We start from the raw sequence: 15,749 nt of genomic DNA, 5'->3' as shown, positions 1-15,749 counted from the left end.
GGAAGTTACTCCATAAAAGACTCACTAGACTCTCCGTTATCAATAAAAACAGGAATCATTCTTCCATATGACTTCTCTACCAAACCGGATAACTCAAAGGAGCAACGGATTTTCTCTGAGCTGGACAATGAGTAGTACTCCTTCTTGTCATAGAGCAGCTTGTACTGTAGGGTAATATCCCCATCAGCATTCTGCTTCGTATTCAACAAGATTTTAGTAAGAGAAAGTGCTTCATTAGCAGCCCTCACTTGCAGCTCGGCATACCGTATCATGAATTGTTGTACAGACTGTATTTCAGCCCATACTCCATCACGTTCATTTGTCCCCTCATCGAATTGCTTTTGCAACCGTGACAACCCTTCGGCTCGCTTTTCATTGTTACGCCTAATCGCTCGTTTGTCTTCTAGCCGGCGAATTTCAAATTCAAGCTGCTGCAGCTCATGCTCTTTTCGCTTTAGAAAATCAGACTGATCTTCTGTATGACGCTTGCTATAGGTTTCAATTTGCTCTTTCAGAGCAAAGCCTTTATTCAGCACAGTTTGGCATTTCGTTTTAATAGCATCCAGCTCCGAACTTCGTTCACGCGTTTCAACCGGTGGATTAATGTTTGGTAGCTGCTTCATATTTATTACCTTCCAGCTTGTTTCTAGCTCTCGGTATTCAGCGCCTAGAGCCAGTTGTTCCTTCTCCCAGTCCCTAAGGCATTCAGGTTGAGGCGGCCCTTCATTCAACGTGAGGCCTTTGAACTGATCCTTCAGAGCATCGAGCTTTTCATCATCTTTCTGAGCATGCGCAGCATTCCCATTAAGCCCAATACCGAGTTTCATCATTCCCATGCGTATATCAATATCTTTTAGATACGCATCGCATTCCTTCAGTTCGTTTCTTAAAATATTCATACATGCAAGGGGATCACTCATATCAAAAGACTTAATTCGTTTTTGGTGTTCCTCAGTCATAGTCTTAATCACAGAAGAATGATCCAAAGCCGGCAACATGGTCAGAACGGTGTTTCTTGCTTTTACGGCCGACAAGCCACCTAAATAACCAGGAGAGAAAATACTAAGAAAGGCATCTGTTGGACCGATTAAGGCATCGAATTCCTTTTGAGTGACTTCCACTCCATCGAGGTAGAGGTGAATGGTACGCGGCTTGCTTACTCTACTTAATTGATGACTAGAGTAAGAGCCATTAGAATGGAAGAACTGCTACTGGGTAACGACACGAATTTCTTTTGTATTCCAGTTTTTAAGCCGTTTCCTTATTCCTTTTGTACTCCCCAACAAGTCACAACCTTTAAGGCACCATACAATGGCTTCACATACAGCGGTCTTCCCGCTCCCGCGGTCGCCATGAATTTGATTCACTGTACCGAATGTGAAGAATTGTTTTTCCTCATAGAGCTTGAATCCGGATATCTCCAAATTTAAGAGTTTCATTTTTTATTACCCACTCACATGCAGCCATGTTCTTTAAGACTTATATGAGAATGACCAGCGACGATGATGTGATCTAGAAGTTCAATGCCTATTAAAGCGCCTGCCTCTACTAGTCGCTTAGTCAGTTGTATATCTTCAGAAGAAGGATCAGGAATCCCAGAAGATAGCAATAGGTAAGGTTTTGATGTAATCTTCGCCTTTTCCCCTGCTCTACACCGTGCATGCAGTAGAGTAGGTAGCCAGCGAGTTACCACCCGTGGGTGGCACTTTTCCAACTACCCCTCCCAGAACGGAGCGTGCAAGTTTCCTTTGCACTCCGCTCGCCAGTAATTATCAGTCAGCGATTTTCTTTCCGTGATATTGACCTGAATGGATTGATAGATGACACACGTTACATACCGCAAGTGTTTTTCTGTTCATTGCAATCATTCGTTTCATCCATTCGGGCTTTTCTTTTCTACCGCTTCGAGTTAGGTCTTTCAATTTTCGGATGTGGTGGATCTCAATATTTTCTTTGGAACCGCAAAGTTCACAAGTATTGTTGAGAAGTCTCTTCACCAATTGGCTTCTCTTTAAAAAGATATTGCCAGTCAGCGTTGTATCCTCAATCCGAATAGCATCTTGGTAACCTAACTTTATGCCTCCAAAGTAAGCTTCTAAAGGCTTCTTTCCTTCTCGCTCGACCGTAACCAATAGCACTTTATACCTTCCATCCTTAGTCTCTCGGTATTTAATGTATTTAGCGAATACCTTGTTGACGGTGATTTTGTGCTTATTGGCCAGTGTGTAAGCAAGTGAAAGCTCCATTGTCCGCTTTAAACTCGCAAGTTTATGTGCGTTATATGCCAGAAGATAGTATTGAGCGAAGCCACGAAACTCGGATTGATACTGACTAATGATGTCATAATCATCATTGATCGTTCGTTCTTTCCGATGCATAGCTCTGCCTTTTGACATATATTCCTTAGCCTTGTTCTTGATCTTTTCATTTGGAATGCTCAATCCAATTGAGCCATTGATATTACGCTGACCCCGATGGTCATGTTTAGCATCAGAGTGCAGAACATGAATATCGTACCCAAGGAATCTGGCTTTCTCATTCCTTGCGTGGGTGATCAAGGTCTTTTCTTCACTCAGTGATAATTTCAAATTGGAGGTAAGGAATTCGCAAATCTGATGTTTTACCATAGTTGCGTCCTCTTTACTTCCAGATATCCCAATTAACCAGTCATCAGCATATCGCACATAATACAATCGCTTGAACTGGGGATCGTTGGGGTCCTTGGAAGGCATCTTTTGAAATTTCTTTCTGGTGAGTTTGACCATTGACCAGTCTTTTTGCCTCTGGAATTTACGAATTAGGTTCTTGACTGAGACGTATTCTTTATTCTCAGCACGTTTAACTCCAACCGTAAACTTCGGCATGAGCGTAGTTTCGATGAATTGGTCTAAACAATCCATATAGATGTTCGAGAGCAAAGGACTAAGGATACCGCCTTGCGGTGCGCCGCTCATAGTAACGTGGTATTTCCACTCTTCCATGTATCCACTTTTTAGTAGGTTCAAAATTAATCGAAGAAAACGATTATCATGAATTTTCTGTCCCATGATTTGAACGAGAATATCATGATCAATGCTGCCGAAGCAGTCACTGATGTCTCCCTCGACGAACCATTTCACGCTTTTCCAACCATCTTTAACACGGATAGCTTCAAGAGCGGTCTGACAACCACGATTTTTACGAAAACCATGCGATTTGTCACTGAATTGTGGATCGTAATAGGCATCAAGGACAAGTCGAATAACTTCTTGTAGAAGCTTATCCGACCACGAAGGCATACCGAGCGGACGCATCTTACCGTTTTTCTTTGGAATATAAACTCTTTTGACTGGTGTCCACCTGTACGTTTCCGTCTGGAGATTTTCGACGATATCATCAATTTTCTTTAGTGACATTCCATCAACAGTGTCGTCATTTACTCCTTTAGTCATCGCACCAGCGTTAGCATAGATGTTGTGATACGCAATCAGATAGAGTTCCTTATTAAAGAGCATTCGGTATACTCTTTCAAGTGGTAGATTTCTTTTTCCTCGATCGCTGATGATATTCAACGCTTTTTCGGCCGTCTGCATTTCGCATACCTCCAAGAATTGATATCGTAATCACCTGTTTCCCTTCCCCCACTCTGAAATAGAGTCAATGGCACACGTTATAGTCCATCTGTGCAGTATCCATTACAGACCTACATTGGGTACTACGGAAACTCCGTTCCCTTAGGAGTCTCCTCCCTTAGGGAATCCCATGTTCTTCCTGTCCGAAACTTAGTACAACTTAGGTCCTTCACTCATCACCTTAATTGAGCTCATTTCTCAACGTCCACGATCTTGGATTTCCTCAAACGAAAGTCGTATTTGAGTATATCGGGGCAGGGAGTATTTAAGCTGTGTATCCCTGAATGTGCGTTTCCATTACTGGTGATTGAAGTTCAAGCAGTTTAGCTTTAACCATATTGCACAGAACTAGCAGAGCAATACCTTAACAGCTTTCAGATATTCTCTGCGTTCCCTCCATGCTCTTGTCCCCTCGCTCTTTCAAGTCTAGGTAAGGAGGTTGTTCTCAAAGCACTTCCAAGAGCTTTGATCCGATTATCGGACAATTCCAAGTCAGAAATGACATGGCGCACACTTTCATCGCACACGGCGTTCCATCGTTTGTCATCTATTTCATTTACCTCAATCTTGCTTTAAATTATATTCATTCCCTAGGTTGATTGTTTAATTTCTTCGTTACCAACTAATAATCGTAGGTTATTCACCTTCTTGATTTGTTCCTCATTTAAATTCAAAATTTCAAGATAGCTATAGATAGTATCTTTTTCTGTGGCATGAATCAGCCGATGAACACCTCTAGTAATCAATACTAGATTGGAATATCTATCGTCTTTCGTGATACTCCATAATTGTTTATGGTGACAATCCATTTCCGTCAGAATTAACTCTTCCCCTAAGACAGCACATTTTCCTTTTTGAGCAACGAACAGCGATATTCGATTATCATTAAACTCTATCGTTGCCCGTTCGTTAATGACAGGATGCTTCCTAATCCATTGAACTTGCCAGTTTGGAACTGACTTTTGTTCTTTATGCATTAGTTCCCGTCCCTCAACGGTGAATTTATTAACACCATTTTTGGGCATTAACGCTGTTTTCGTTTTAATAAACCCAATAGGAATAAGAGGATATCCATTTATATATCTTGTCATTTCTGATTTTAAGTAAGGCTTCAAACCTTGGTCTTTAATTACAAAGTTGGTTGTTTTCCTTAATGAGAACTGTCTTAACCTATGGCGTTTTACTAGTGTTAGTTGGTATTGTATTGGCATCAAACTTGCATTTACTTGCGTTGCGATTTGAAAATAATTATGAATGCCAATGACCATACTATTGTAGATTTGAACGTTTTTGATTAATGCAGTTCCGTTAGGTGCTTTTTGCATAAGTTTGATATGGTCTTTGAGTTGTTTCTTAATCCTCATTCGTGCTTTTTCTGCTATATGTGATTGACAGACATAATTCTTTTGACCCAAACGGTCATATCCTTTTCGTTCCATTTTCAGTTCAAAGCCAAGAAATTCGCTTCTCTTCTTTTTGAGATTCGTAATTCGAGATTTCTCTTCTGATATGGGAAGGTTTAACCGTTCCTCTAGCCACATTTTACTTGCCGTAAGAATTTTCTTGGCATTTGAATGTGTTGTCGTAAAGATTTTGAAGTCGTCTGCATAGCGAACAATGTACATTTCTTTTAGTGTAGATGTTTTTCTTAGTTGCCCATATCTATATTGATGGCTGTATAATCCAGTTTTCTTTACAAGGTTGTCATTAATATTTTGGCATTTCTTATTTTCCCACTGATTTGCAATCCACCAATCAAATTCGTTAAGGTTGATATTGGCTAACAGAGGAGAAAGTATTCCACCTTGTGGTGTCCCTTTTGTCGGATAAACGGTTTTACCATTCGGTAAGACAACAGGTGCTTTTAGCATTTTCCGGATAATAACGAGTAATTGTTTATCTCGGATGCCCATTGTCCAGATTTGTTGCAGTAGTTTTGAATGTTTCACTTCATCAAAGAAGCCTTTGATATCTACATCCACAACGTATTGCATTTTGCTTCTATTTATCCGTCCCGCACATGCTGAAATTGCATGCTCCGCCGATTTAGTCGGTCTGAAACCAAAACTGTATTTATAGAATTTAGCCTCACATATAGGTTCTAAGACTTGTAATATACACTGTTGCGCTATCCGATCCCACATAGACGGAATTCCCAATGGTCTAGTCTTTCCATTAGGTTTTGGTATCTCCACACGTTTGACTTTCCGAGGATTATATTGAGCGAATCTTTTCCTCACAATTTCAATGAATTCATTTGTACTCAACTTTTCAATGTCATTGATTGTGACTTTATCTACTCCAGCTGTTGCACTTCCGTTGTTTCGCTTGATATTGCGATAAGCCAGAAAGATATTATCATCGGAAGTAATAATGGACATTAGATTCGTCAATTTTTGATTTTCTTTACTTTTTGCAAAAAGCATATCAAAGGTTTCTGTCATGCCGTAGTATTCTGCATGTCGTAACCTCGTGTTTTTCATTCTAGGGATTTTCTTATAATTTCCTTTCAAGGTCTATCACGCCCCTTTTCTGGCTCGTGACCTTTTTTGTCATACGAGAATCCTTGAGGTGATTGAGTTGAAATAAATTTGACTAAACGACTTGAGGCTGTTGCTCCATTTCCATTACAGAAACTTCAAAGCTCATGCCTCTACTCTCACTATCACAAAAGAAAGTTATAGACGAATCCTTTCCTTCCTACCACTTCATTGAGTGTATACTCTCCATGTTAATAGCTTTCCACGTTCCCTTAACCCTATCCATGTCTTAACTTAGGTGCTAGCTCTTGCCTGGCGTCCTCTCCACCGCCTCTAACGGTGCATGAAGCTTTCGAAACCACCATAGGTACTCGCCCACGGAACGCACTTGATTTTTTCATCAAGTCCACTCATTTCTAAGTGCTCGTCACTTACAGACATTTCATTCGCTAGTTCGTCAGTGTTTTACCACATTCTCACCATATTAAGTTTTTTATGACTCCCGACCTATCCGTTGCACCAACCACCTCTGGTCAGCTTTCGGTTACCAAATGGCACTACGACAACTTTCAGCCGACTTTACCGTGCTTCACACCCTATTCTTATATACATTCGAATAGCGCATGTCGGAGTATCAGAGTAGGCATTTCAAGGCGTTACCCCATCATTCTACCTATCGAGTTAAGAGTTCACGACTCTCTTACTTGTCAAAATTGACGTTCAGACAGCGTGCGTAACCTTTTCAGTTACGAACGTGTCACACGATGATTATGAGCAACAATAATAGAAGCAGCACCTCTACGTATAGCTGCTTTAAACACCTCTCTCGGGTGCACGAGAGTAGCGTTCAGTGTTCCAATGGAGATGATTTCCCGGCCTAATACCTTATTTTTTGTGTCTAGGAAAATAGATACAAAATGCTCCTTATCCGCATCTCTAATATCAAAGAGCAGATCGAGAGAATCCCCAGGCTTACGAATCGTAATCTCATCTTCTCTTCGCGTATTAGATAGACGCCTAGCAAGTTCTAATACAGCCATCAAATGAAACCCCTGCTTCTCATTCAGTCCAAACAATAAGGAGAGTTCAAATTCCGAGAGACTAGCCAAATAAGGCAGCCCTTTGTGAAGAATCTCATCAACAGTGGTCGATAAACTTCGATTTCGAACCAAAGGCTCTAATATCAAAATGAGCAAATCGCGGTTGGACAGTTGATTAGCATTACAGGTTAAATAGAAACTGTTTTTCACTTCATTAACAGCGGATTGGTTAAGTGCCGCTAAAGACATATATATTCCCTCCTCTGTTTGAATTACTTCAAAAGCAACTTGCCAATAATCGTGCAAGCTTTCAGTGCTTTACGAGATTCAATCAGACGTTGGGCTCTCATTAGTTGTACTTTGCTCATTTATTTCGCCCTCATAATACCGTTTGAAAGGGCAAAGCCCCTTTGCACAAACGGCAGCGGGGCTCCCTCCTCACATATTGTTTTATTTATTACCGCCAGCTTCCATCATTCAAATGAATGGGGATCAGGGATTAACTTCTAGATAGTAATTTGCCAATAACCGTATAAGATTTTAGCTTTTTACGTGTATCCGCCTGAAACTGTGCTTTCATCAATTGAATTTTGCTCATGTGTATTCGCCCGTACTAATGGCATAGAGGACCAGCTTCTGCATGCATTAGCAGAGGGGCTACCCTCCTCATAAATTTGAGTTATTTATTACCATCCCACTTCGTGCTTATCGAACATTAAACCACTGCTAATGCAACACACAAATGATTCTTTAAGATTTGTAGGTCAACGGCCTGTTGTGCCGTTAAAAAAGGTTGCCTGGCATTTGAAGCTTGGATGGAACCACACACATGTACTGGATGCGGATACCCCATCGCCGTATCGCCTTCTATCCATTTCTCCGTACAAGCCTTAAGATTCATATGGATGTCATGAGGCATAGCGTTTAAATAGGTTTGAATGTTACTCCCTTGTGTAGCCGTCATTTATGAACTCTCCTTCATTCGTTGGATTAATATTAGACAACGATATCGAAACGAATTTGATCGTTTGGCCGCTCTTGACCGAGAAGGTTATTGTTCAGTTCCTCAAGCCAATGCGTGAAACGTTGATGTGGGATCTTTTTTTTAATATCCACGTGTTTAACCTCAAAATAATAGTGGTCCATATATGGGAATACCGAAAAGCGAACTTGTTTCTCCGTTTTCACCCAAATGTTTGGAGTACTCTCTGTAAAGCCAGAGAGTGGATGAAAACCATCGATGTCAGGGGCTACTTGCACCCAGTTGACGGATGTAGTGAAATGCGAATTCATGGTAAAAAACCAATCTGACAGCACACGTACTAAAGCCCCTTTATCGGTGGAATCCGTCTTATGCGAGAACCTTAACCAGAAGTAAGAGCGATCGCGTGAACTCATTTTTTTCCGATACTCCGCCTGAAGAGTGTGCTCACCGACGGAGCAGGACCAATTTTTTTGTTTTCCTGGACGAAGCTGGACTTGCTCTAAAACAGGAGTACCGTAGCTTCACAGGATCACGCTCCTATCCGTAAGCCCTGCCCGATGGCTGTACCTAGCGGTAATGTACCGCGATAATTGCGACTAGCTGTAAAAATCACTACATCTTCGGTTTGGAATTCGTTCATTTGCAGCTGCTCATTGATAATGGATGACCAAACAAACAGTTCTGCTGGTGTAAGATCCATCACGTTGACGGGTAATTGCAGCCTGTCTTCAACCAGTACAGGACCATCTCCAGTCAAGGAGTAAACAGTTTGACCGTAGCTTCTAGCCATTTTTAAGTTTTCATCTATTCTCGCTTCAAACCCACCTAGGTTTACTAAGAGACAAACCTGCTTTTGATCAAAGTTAGCCATATTTATTACCACCTTAGATTTTTATTAGTTAGGCTGGTATTGCATATGTTCCGATTTTCAAAGGAACATCGTGCATAAGAAAAAGCGCAAGTAATGCTTTTTCGTATAAATCAGCCTCTATATTCGATATCTGCTTTCCACACCCACCAACAATTACTTTGGGATCAAGTTCATCCTTGACCACATCAAAGTAGCTGCATTCTTCACGGCCATCCCGCTCCACAAATGCAACACCACCGCAGATTAGGCTGAAATTAAGCTGAATCGAAATCCGTTTGATCTTTTTTATCGATTGAAGGGGGACGCTGTGTTTTTTGAAAAGCTCTAGTAGCTCCTTTTCGTAAAATACAGCTTCCTTTTCCGATAACTGTTCGCCACTTCCACCAACGATGACTTTGAGCTCAGGATTGCCAGTAAGTACATCAAAAAATATGTACTTTTCTATGTCATCACGCTCTACAATAGCCTTACCGCCACAAATCAGACTCTGACTGAGTTGAATCGAAACCTTTTTGATCATATATATCCTCCTTATTGGACATAAAAAAAGAGGATGCCTCAGCATCCTCTTATTTCCACCCATATGAAATTGACTATTTAACGATACGTTACGATTAACTTACACCTTTAGGAAGGAAATCTTGAATGGAAAACTTCCCCTTCAATTCCTTTAGAGAGATAGTAACTCTACCGATAATGTCACGCTCAGCGAGTAATTTTGCATACCCAGCCATTAGTGCTCCATCACCTAGTAAAATTTGTTCATCGCAACCACACTTTTGAACAGGCACATCAGTAACGACTAATGTTCCACCTTCAAAAACACGTTCATTTGTAGTAGTCATATTTATAATCTCCTTCTCACACCGGTCACATCGAGACATTATACATCCCTCCTATGACCTTATTTTATCATGGGTTTTTTAATTCGCCAAAAAATACGCATCATTATTTTAGCGATAAATGAGGTAATCAATGACAACAATGATACCTACTATCCAAAATAACAAAATTAATGCGTAATCTTTCCTAGCTCCTTTTTGTGGCAAGAGAATGCACCTCGATAGTTATTTTTATTTTCATCATTAGGAAGATACTTGGTATATCGGGGGTTAATTTTAACTGGAAATACGGTCTTAACGATTAGGTGTTTTCCTTCTTTATTAAGACGATAACCACAATTGAATCTCCCGATATAGCAGGACCCATGATCGTGCGTTCTGGTTCGGGATTACGTCCTTTGTCCCCCGCATCGAAGCCTTCAACAATATGACCATTAATAATGGCCCAACAGATGTCGACTTCGTCATACACGCGATCGGGATACTTATCATTCTCGTATCTATCATGCCTGTAATGAGGGGAAATACTAGTAACATAACCATCAATACCATTCACACCTTTTCTAATATGCTCTAGCTCTTCAGACCAACACTTGTGCATGTGATCCATCTCTCTATTCCCCCCTTTTCTTGTTTATGAACACAAAAAAAGCCCTGAAAGTTAAAAAAGGCATGACCAAATAAAGAAGGTCATACACTAATCTACCTCAGGGCATATTTTATTAGTTGTCTAATGAGACAACTGCTCCTTCTCCAGCTGAATAATTTTCGGCGGAGAAAATTAATAGTGATTCGTAATACACTAATTATATCCTAATGATGGAAATGGGGCAATAGGAATGGTGGCGATTGAACCAAATTACCGCTGAGTTTGGATTGGTTAGGTAATATCTTTTTTTCATCATTGATCAGAAAAAATATACCGAAAACCTGCAGGGCTTGACTGTTCATGAGTATAAAAGCTTAATTACATACTGGTCAAAGTCGATAATAGTAATGTGGTTGCAAAAGAAGGAGAGTTATAAGTATGGTATTATCCTCAATTATTCTAGTGGTTATTATTTCACTAATTGCAAAAGTGACTTATCGCTATTCTACTGATTTCCACGAAGCGGGTCATTACTTAGTATTAAGGTTTATGTACAATGAAAAAGATGCTGGTATTATCATTGGAGATATAGATGGTAATGAAGTGCGTCGTGGAAGTTTTTTTGGAATACCATGTCGACACTACACGAAACCTACAAATGGTAGTAAAACATTAGGAGCAGATTGTCTATGGAATAGAGTATATGAGGACTCTTATAAAGCAAGGGTTCTGAAGATTGCTCTAGCTGGGGCAGTTGCGGAGACATTTGTTGGATTTATAAGTATTATTATAAATATTCAAATAGCTTTATTCTTCGAATTACTATGGGTCTCTATTGCCACACTAGCTATTACCAGTTTTACATTTTTTTTCGATTATGTATCCTCCGATCAGATTATATAAAAGTTCAAAACCAGATAATAATGACTTGAATCCTCAAATAAAAAGCCTTACAAAAAAACCATATAGCATTACACATGGCGGTTGGTTAAAGAAAACGGTGGGTGGTTGTTTTATATCCATTCTATAATGGTCATATTACTTTTTATTGTTTTAATCAAGATCAATAGTTTCAGATTAGTGTTCTAGGATAATTAAGTATTAACTGGACCTAATAATTGGAACAATGGCAGCCATGGACTAGAAAATAAGGCCCAAGACTGACGTTGTTTGATTGAACTATCGTTACCCATTAGCTTAATCGTAAATTTTTCTGAGATGAGAGCTATATTGTGCTTCCTCAAAAGTCATATGAGGGATCTTATCAAGCCAAGCAACATTCGAACCAAACCCTTCGCATCCCAGAAGCATATCTTCCCTTGTACTCATATCAATACCAACTTGCTTCCAGATAATGTACCCATCTGTTTTAATTACATTTGCAACAATTACTGTACACCACAAATCGCAATCATCTGGGCACATTAGTACTGGCAACACAACCTCTTTGCTTGCTGAATTGAACCTTCCTTTAATATATTCTTTCTCTTTCAAGTCGTAGACCCAATCAATAATTGTTGGAATCATGCCCAGAAGGTTAGTTGAAGGATAAGAATTGTGAAGCAATAAATCCAGAGGAGTACCATCAATGACAATAGTGTGATGTTCAACTTTACAGTACTCACTCTTCATCGTTACGACTTCAATTTTATTCACCAGTCCCATTGTTTAGACACCTCACTTTGAGCAAATACCACAACAATATTGTATCACGATTTACTCCACTAACCTGCCCATAGTTGAGAAAACGGAAGCCATTATGTCCGCCGCCGTTTCTTATGTTCATTGAGCTATCGTTACACGTTAGCGTAATGACAAATGATACCGTTCACCATTAATAATTATAATTAATTGATACTGTGAAGAGCGTGAAGTGCATCCTGTTTATCTTTTAAAAAAGGGGCTCTAGTAATCCAAACTTATAGCACAGGGGTTTTCTTTTTTTAAAAATCCCAAGTTACATCGATCGAAAAAAATAATATCGAGGAGCCAATGGATATTAACGTGAAAGAAACACTAAAGACAATGAAAAACGAACCTGACAAAACATGAAGCAATAGTGAAGCTAATATTGGATATTTAGTTTTCTTTCCTAGATTATCAGATACAATAGACGCTGGTATACCATACAGCAGGACACATGGCGCTATATAAATAAACAACCATGGAATATTTGAAAGAACTAAGCTTTTTGGAGAAGAGGCTAGTATTGAAAATAAAGCTGTTATAACAAACGAAGATATTAGTCCAACAAGTATTTTCTTTGTTATCATAAATGCCTCCTGATGAACCAGATAATATTCCTCGGGGTATCTCTTAACATTTATCAATCGTTCCTTATTCTGTTTAAATAATAAACCTACAGAATACCCTTGGATAGTTCTAACATTCATGGAACCTATTTTGAACACGAGAAAACGGCAGCCTTCACCGGCTGCCGTCTCTTCGTGTTCATAGAATTTTCGCTTGCAAATTGATGTGCCCAGCTATATTGATGATCTAGAATTCTCTGGTCTTTCGATTTTCAGTTTAAGTTCTTCGGATATCACTACGCTATCCTGCCCTTTAACTTAACAAAGAAGGGGAGCAACTACCACGTAGCATACTGCTCCTTGTTTGTTCAACTATCGTTACCCGTTAGCGTGATAAGCAACTTTCATTCTTCCCGTTCTTTCTCAAACAACCAAGGAAGGTTAGCTTCAAATTCCAGTTGTACAATTGGTTCGGGGAAATCCGCATGTACGCATCTTAGCTCATAGCTGAAGCCAATATTAAAATCCTCAACCTTGATTAATTTCACATTACTCCACTTATCAGTAATGATAGTCGGACCACTCACAATCTGACCGACAATATGATACACACCTTGATAAAGAAGTCGTCCATTTTCAAGTATTCCATATGATGTGTAATCACCGTCATTGAATGGATTAACTCCAAGATTCTGAAAAAAAGACCAAACTGCATCGTTTTTGGTCAGATACACCCGATAATTCTGACAGTCTAAACAATCACAGCGAATTTCGTCATTGATGCTATTATAAAATTTAGATGTTCGGTCAACATCCACTTCTATTATCCAATCATTAAAATGAATTTCCATAGTTTCAAACCACCATCCCAGCTTCCACTATTCTCTTATACAGAATTGAATACTTGAAGTATTCACGAAGTGATTAAGCTATCCTGCCCGTTAGCTTAATAAAATGAGCAGGCCACCGCAGCACCTGCTCATCAATACGTTATTCAACTATCGTTCTCCGTTAGCGTAATTGGTTTTGTTCTAAGGAGGTGCATCTAGTTACTCCAGAAGCAAATACGTATTTTCTAATCCCATCATTTCCTTTAGAGACTTACCTAAAGCATAATGATTTGGACTGTCCTTTTTTATAACACAAATGATATTTCCAGCTTCACTTTGAGAGAGGTTAGTTAATTGGAGATAGTCATTGTTGTCATAGATATTCGATACCAAATAGTCGAAATAATCAAGAGACTTATCCTTCACATTCAATCCCACATTATATAACCTGACTTTTGTCCCTACCCAAATTTTCACGTCGTCTTCAATATCTATTAGGGGAATCCACGCTTCGGTTTCCAAATTTGCTCTCCCTCACTTCACTCTGCAATCATATGAAAATGAATTATTCGTGGTTGATCTTCAAGACTCCTGCCAGTTAGCGTAACGAAGAGCTACCACGCGGCAGCCCTTTTGGTGTTCAACTATCGTTCCCCGTTAGTTCAACTAAACAATGAAATCAATCACATTAACAGTAACTTAAATAACAGAGTATAATGTTTTAAAATCAGCATCCCATCTCTTAAGTAAATCATTGTTGCCAGCCGCTAAAGTCGTATGTAATTTATCTAGCTCCGCTCTTGCCAATCTATAATCGTCCTCAGATATTTTTCCGTTATTCAATGCATTTAATAATTCATCTTCATCCAATACAAATATTTCTTTGTTAGGCAACACTACCACATCCAGAAATAGGTCATCAAAATAAGGCACTCCATCTTTACTCAGAGCATTAGCCAAGGTAATGTCAAAATACCATTGAACTATCTCTCCTTTTTCATTAATAACTGCCGTCATTGTATGATGGGCATTGCTTGGAAAATACTGCAACCACATAAATCCATCTGCAACAATATTAAAATCGTCATGATCAGCCAGCTTAAAAGATATGGATTCCTTTACTTTATTAAAAACAACAAGTGTTACATGCCCAGTGAAATCCACTTCTTCGATATACATTTGTCTGTAAGTTTTCTGGAGTATTCATCTCCAATGAGATAGATCACCATATTTTCTTTTCACTATTAACAACTCCCTCTTTCGTTCATCTCTTTTAAGATTAAAATATATTCGTCAAAAATTTACATTTCCCTTTTTTCTCCAATCTGACATTGAACTGTTGATCTAACCTGCCAGTTAGTTCAATAGAAAAGAGGAGCTACCACATAGGAAGCTCCTCCGCTATCGTGTCTCGTTAGCGTAATGAACTACCTCATCAGTAATTGACTACTCATCATCAGTGTTCCAATCCTTTATTTCAATCCACGGAGTTTTTATACTTTCCCTTTCAAATGCAGAACCGACATTACTCTTCAAAGGAATTAATAAAGTGGGGTCTTTATCCAACAAATAATAAACATTTATTATTGCTATATTTCTTGAATCATTGTTGTATTCTTCATCTTCATCACCAGCAAATATTCTCCAACCACTGTCCTCTTCTCGATCCCCGATCTCTCTATACATCCAGCGAATGATATTTCCGTCCTCTAAGCATTACTTTGAGACTAATGCCTTTTTTTCTCCAATTTCCAACCATAAAGGATTACTAACCTTTATTATCGTTCTTGCAATATGCCTAGGTTCAAATTCAATCATGTCACCCACATTCAAAGTTTCTATATAAACAGGTTGATTAGTGAGTACCCCCGTATATTTCGTACTGAGTAGCCTTTTATCTGTTATCTCCACCCACATTCTCTCAGCCCTTGGACTTTCTTCTCCAGGATTATTAATTATAAAATGTAACCTTACAAGGTCCCCCTTCTTTTGCCCCTTACGTTCTTTTAGAGAAGGTATGAAAAATGAATTTGGAGATAATTGGTTAGCTTTTTCAACATCTTCTAACATCCATTCCATCGTTTTTACTCCTTAATAAGTATTAAACTCCTTTAATCAGTTCAATATTATTTTTGTGTTATCCTGCCCGTTAGTTGAATATCTAAGTAGACTTCAGTTGGTAACCCAAAATAGAGGATTTATTAATACAATCTCGAACATGATATTTCGGTGCATGGATTGCAAGGTTT

General features: G+C 39.1%; 19 protein-coding genes and 1 pseudogene. 1 reads left to right on the top strand and 19 read right to left on the bottom strand.

Annotation, left to right across the window (positions count from 1 at the left end):
* Positions 1 to 5: 5 nt before the first annotated feature.
* The 12 genes from AC0YN6_RS29630 to AC0YN6_RS29575 all read right to left on the bottom strand — a co-directional run bounded on the left by AC0YN6_RS29630 (position 6) and on the right by AC0YN6_RS29575 (position 10,439).
* The gene (locus AC0YN6_RS29630) at positions 6 to 1,034 is read right to left on the bottom strand and encodes a hypothetical protein (protein WP_475751729.1); all 1,029 of its coding nucleotides are present in this window, start codon (positions 1,032 to 1,034) and stop codon (positions 6 to 8) included.
* Positions 1,035 to 1,208: 174 nt separating this feature from the next.
* A complete protein-coding gene (locus AC0YN6_RS29625) occupies positions 1,209 to 1,439 on the bottom strand; it encodes an AAA family ATPase (RefSeq protein ID WP_475751727.1) in 231 nt (76 codons plus the stop codon).
* Between the two features lie 14 nt (positions 1,440 to 1,453).
* Complete coding sequence (locus AC0YN6_RS29620) at positions 1,454 to 1,693, bottom strand: JAB domain-containing protein (protein ID WP_475751725.1); 240 nt, start codon at positions 1,691 to 1,693, stop codon at positions 1,454 to 1,456.
* A 79-nt stretch (positions 1,694 to 1,772) separates the two neighbouring features.
* Positions 1,773 to 3,572, bottom strand: a complete 1,800-nt coding sequence (locus tag AC0YN6_RS29615; RefSeq protein WP_475751723.1) for a reverse transcriptase domain-containing protein — start codon at positions 3,570 to 3,572, stop codon at positions 1,773 to 1,775.
* Positions 3,573 to 4,201: 629 nt separating this feature from the next.
* Positions 4,202 to 6,094 carry a group II intron reverse transcriptase/maturase gene (ltrA, locus tag AC0YN6_RS29610; RefSeq protein ID WP_475751763.1) on the bottom strand — a complete coding sequence of 631 codons (1,893 nt, stop codon included), beginning with the start codon at positions 6,092 to 6,094 and terminating at the stop codon, positions 4,202 to 4,204.
* A gap of 743 nt (positions 6,095 to 6,837) precedes the next feature.
* Positions 6,838 to 7,380, bottom strand: coding sequence for a JAB domain-containing protein (locus tag AC0YN6_RS29605; protein WP_475751721.1), 543 nt, complete (start codon positions 7,378 to 7,380; stop codon positions 6,838 to 6,840).
* A gap of 466 nt (positions 7,381 to 7,846) precedes the next feature.
* Positions 7,847 to 8,095, bottom strand: a complete 249-nt coding sequence (locus AC0YN6_RS29600; RefSeq protein WP_475751720.1) for a hypothetical protein — start codon at positions 8,093 to 8,095, stop codon at positions 7,847 to 7,849.
* A 32-nt stretch (positions 8,096 to 8,127) separates the two neighbouring features.
* Positions 8,128 to 8,529, bottom strand: coding sequence for a hypothetical protein (locus AC0YN6_RS29595; RefSeq protein ID WP_475751718.1), 402 nt, complete (start codon positions 8,527 to 8,529; stop codon positions 8,128 to 8,130).
* A gap of 116 nt (positions 8,530 to 8,645) precedes the next feature.
* Positions 8,646 to 8,987, bottom strand: coding sequence for a hypothetical protein (locus AC0YN6_RS29590; protein WP_475751716.1), 342 nt, complete (start codon positions 8,985 to 8,987; stop codon positions 8,646 to 8,648).
* 28 nt (positions 8,988 to 9,015) lie between these two features.
* Positions 9,016 to 9,507, bottom strand: a complete 492-nt coding sequence (locus AC0YN6_RS29585; RefSeq protein WP_475751714.1) for a hypothetical protein — start codon at positions 9,505 to 9,507, stop codon at positions 9,016 to 9,018.
* Between the two features lie 94 nt (positions 9,508 to 9,601).
* On the bottom strand, positions 9,602 to 9,832 hold the full coding sequence (locus tag AC0YN6_RS29580) for a YgiT-type zinc finger protein (protein ID WP_475751712.1): 231 nt from the start codon (positions 9,830 to 9,832) through the stop codon (positions 9,602 to 9,604).
* Positions 9,833 to 10,130: 298 nt separating this feature from the next.
* Positions 10,131 to 10,439, bottom strand: a complete 309-nt coding sequence (locus AC0YN6_RS29575; RefSeq protein ID WP_475751710.1) for a DUF4258 domain-containing protein — start codon at positions 10,437 to 10,439, stop codon at positions 10,131 to 10,133.
* A gap of 417 nt (positions 10,440 to 10,856) precedes the next feature.
* Here AC0YN6_RS29575 and AC0YN6_RS29570 point away from each other — a divergent pair, with 417 nt between their 5' ends.
* On the top strand, positions 10,857 to 11,321 hold the full coding sequence (locus tag AC0YN6_RS29570; protein ID WP_475751708.1) for a hypothetical protein: 465 nt from the start codon (positions 10,857 to 10,859) through the stop codon (positions 11,319 to 11,321).
* A 294-nt stretch (positions 11,322 to 11,615) separates the two neighbouring features.
* Here AC0YN6_RS29570 and AC0YN6_RS29565 read toward each other — a convergent pair whose 3' ends face one another.
* From AC0YN6_RS29565 to AC0YN6_RS29535, 7 genes and pseudogenes are all read right to left on the bottom strand, one after another.
* Positions 11,616 to 12,083: a hypothetical protein gene (locus AC0YN6_RS29565; RefSeq protein WP_475751706.1), complete on the bottom strand. Its 468-nt coding sequence runs from the start codon at positions 12,081 to 12,083 to the stop codon at positions 11,616 to 11,618.
* 278 nt (positions 12,084 to 12,361) lie between these two features.
* Complete coding sequence (locus AC0YN6_RS29560) at positions 12,362 to 12,691, bottom strand: hypothetical protein (RefSeq protein WP_475751704.1); 330 nt, start codon at positions 12,689 to 12,691, stop codon at positions 12,362 to 12,364.
* A gap of 383 nt (positions 12,692 to 13,074) precedes the next feature.
* Positions 13,075 to 13,521 carry a hypothetical protein gene (locus AC0YN6_RS29555; RefSeq protein WP_475751702.1) on the bottom strand — a complete coding sequence of 149 codons (447 nt, stop codon included), beginning with the start codon at positions 13,519 to 13,521 and terminating at the stop codon, positions 13,075 to 13,077.
* Positions 13,522 to 13,719: 198 nt separating this feature from the next.
* Entirely contained in the window at positions 13,720 to 14,022 is a 303-nt protein-coding gene (locus tag AC0YN6_RS29550) for a hypothetical protein (protein WP_475751700.1), read from the bottom strand.
* Positions 14,023 to 14,199: 177 nt separating this feature from the next.
* A complete protein-coding gene (locus AC0YN6_RS29545) occupies positions 14,200 to 14,679 on the bottom strand; it encodes a ribonuclease FAU-1 family protein (protein ID WP_475751698.1) in 480 nt (159 codons plus the stop codon).
* A gap of 267 nt (positions 14,680 to 14,946) precedes the next feature.
* Positions 14,947 to 15,201: pseudogene (locus tag AC0YN6_RS29540) on the bottom strand (immunity protein Imm33 domain-containing protein); the annotation flags it as partial.
* Between the two features lie 15 nt (positions 15,202 to 15,216).
* Complete coding sequence (locus AC0YN6_RS29535; protein ID WP_475751696.1) at positions 15,217 to 15,579, bottom strand: DUF2314 domain-containing protein; 363 nt, start codon at positions 15,577 to 15,579, stop codon at positions 15,217 to 15,219.
* Positions 15,580 to 15,749 lie beyond the last annotated feature (170 nt).

The organism is Paenibacillus sp. J22P15 (assembly GCF_056269345.1).
This window is presented reverse-complemented; position numbering and strand designations above follow the sequence as displayed.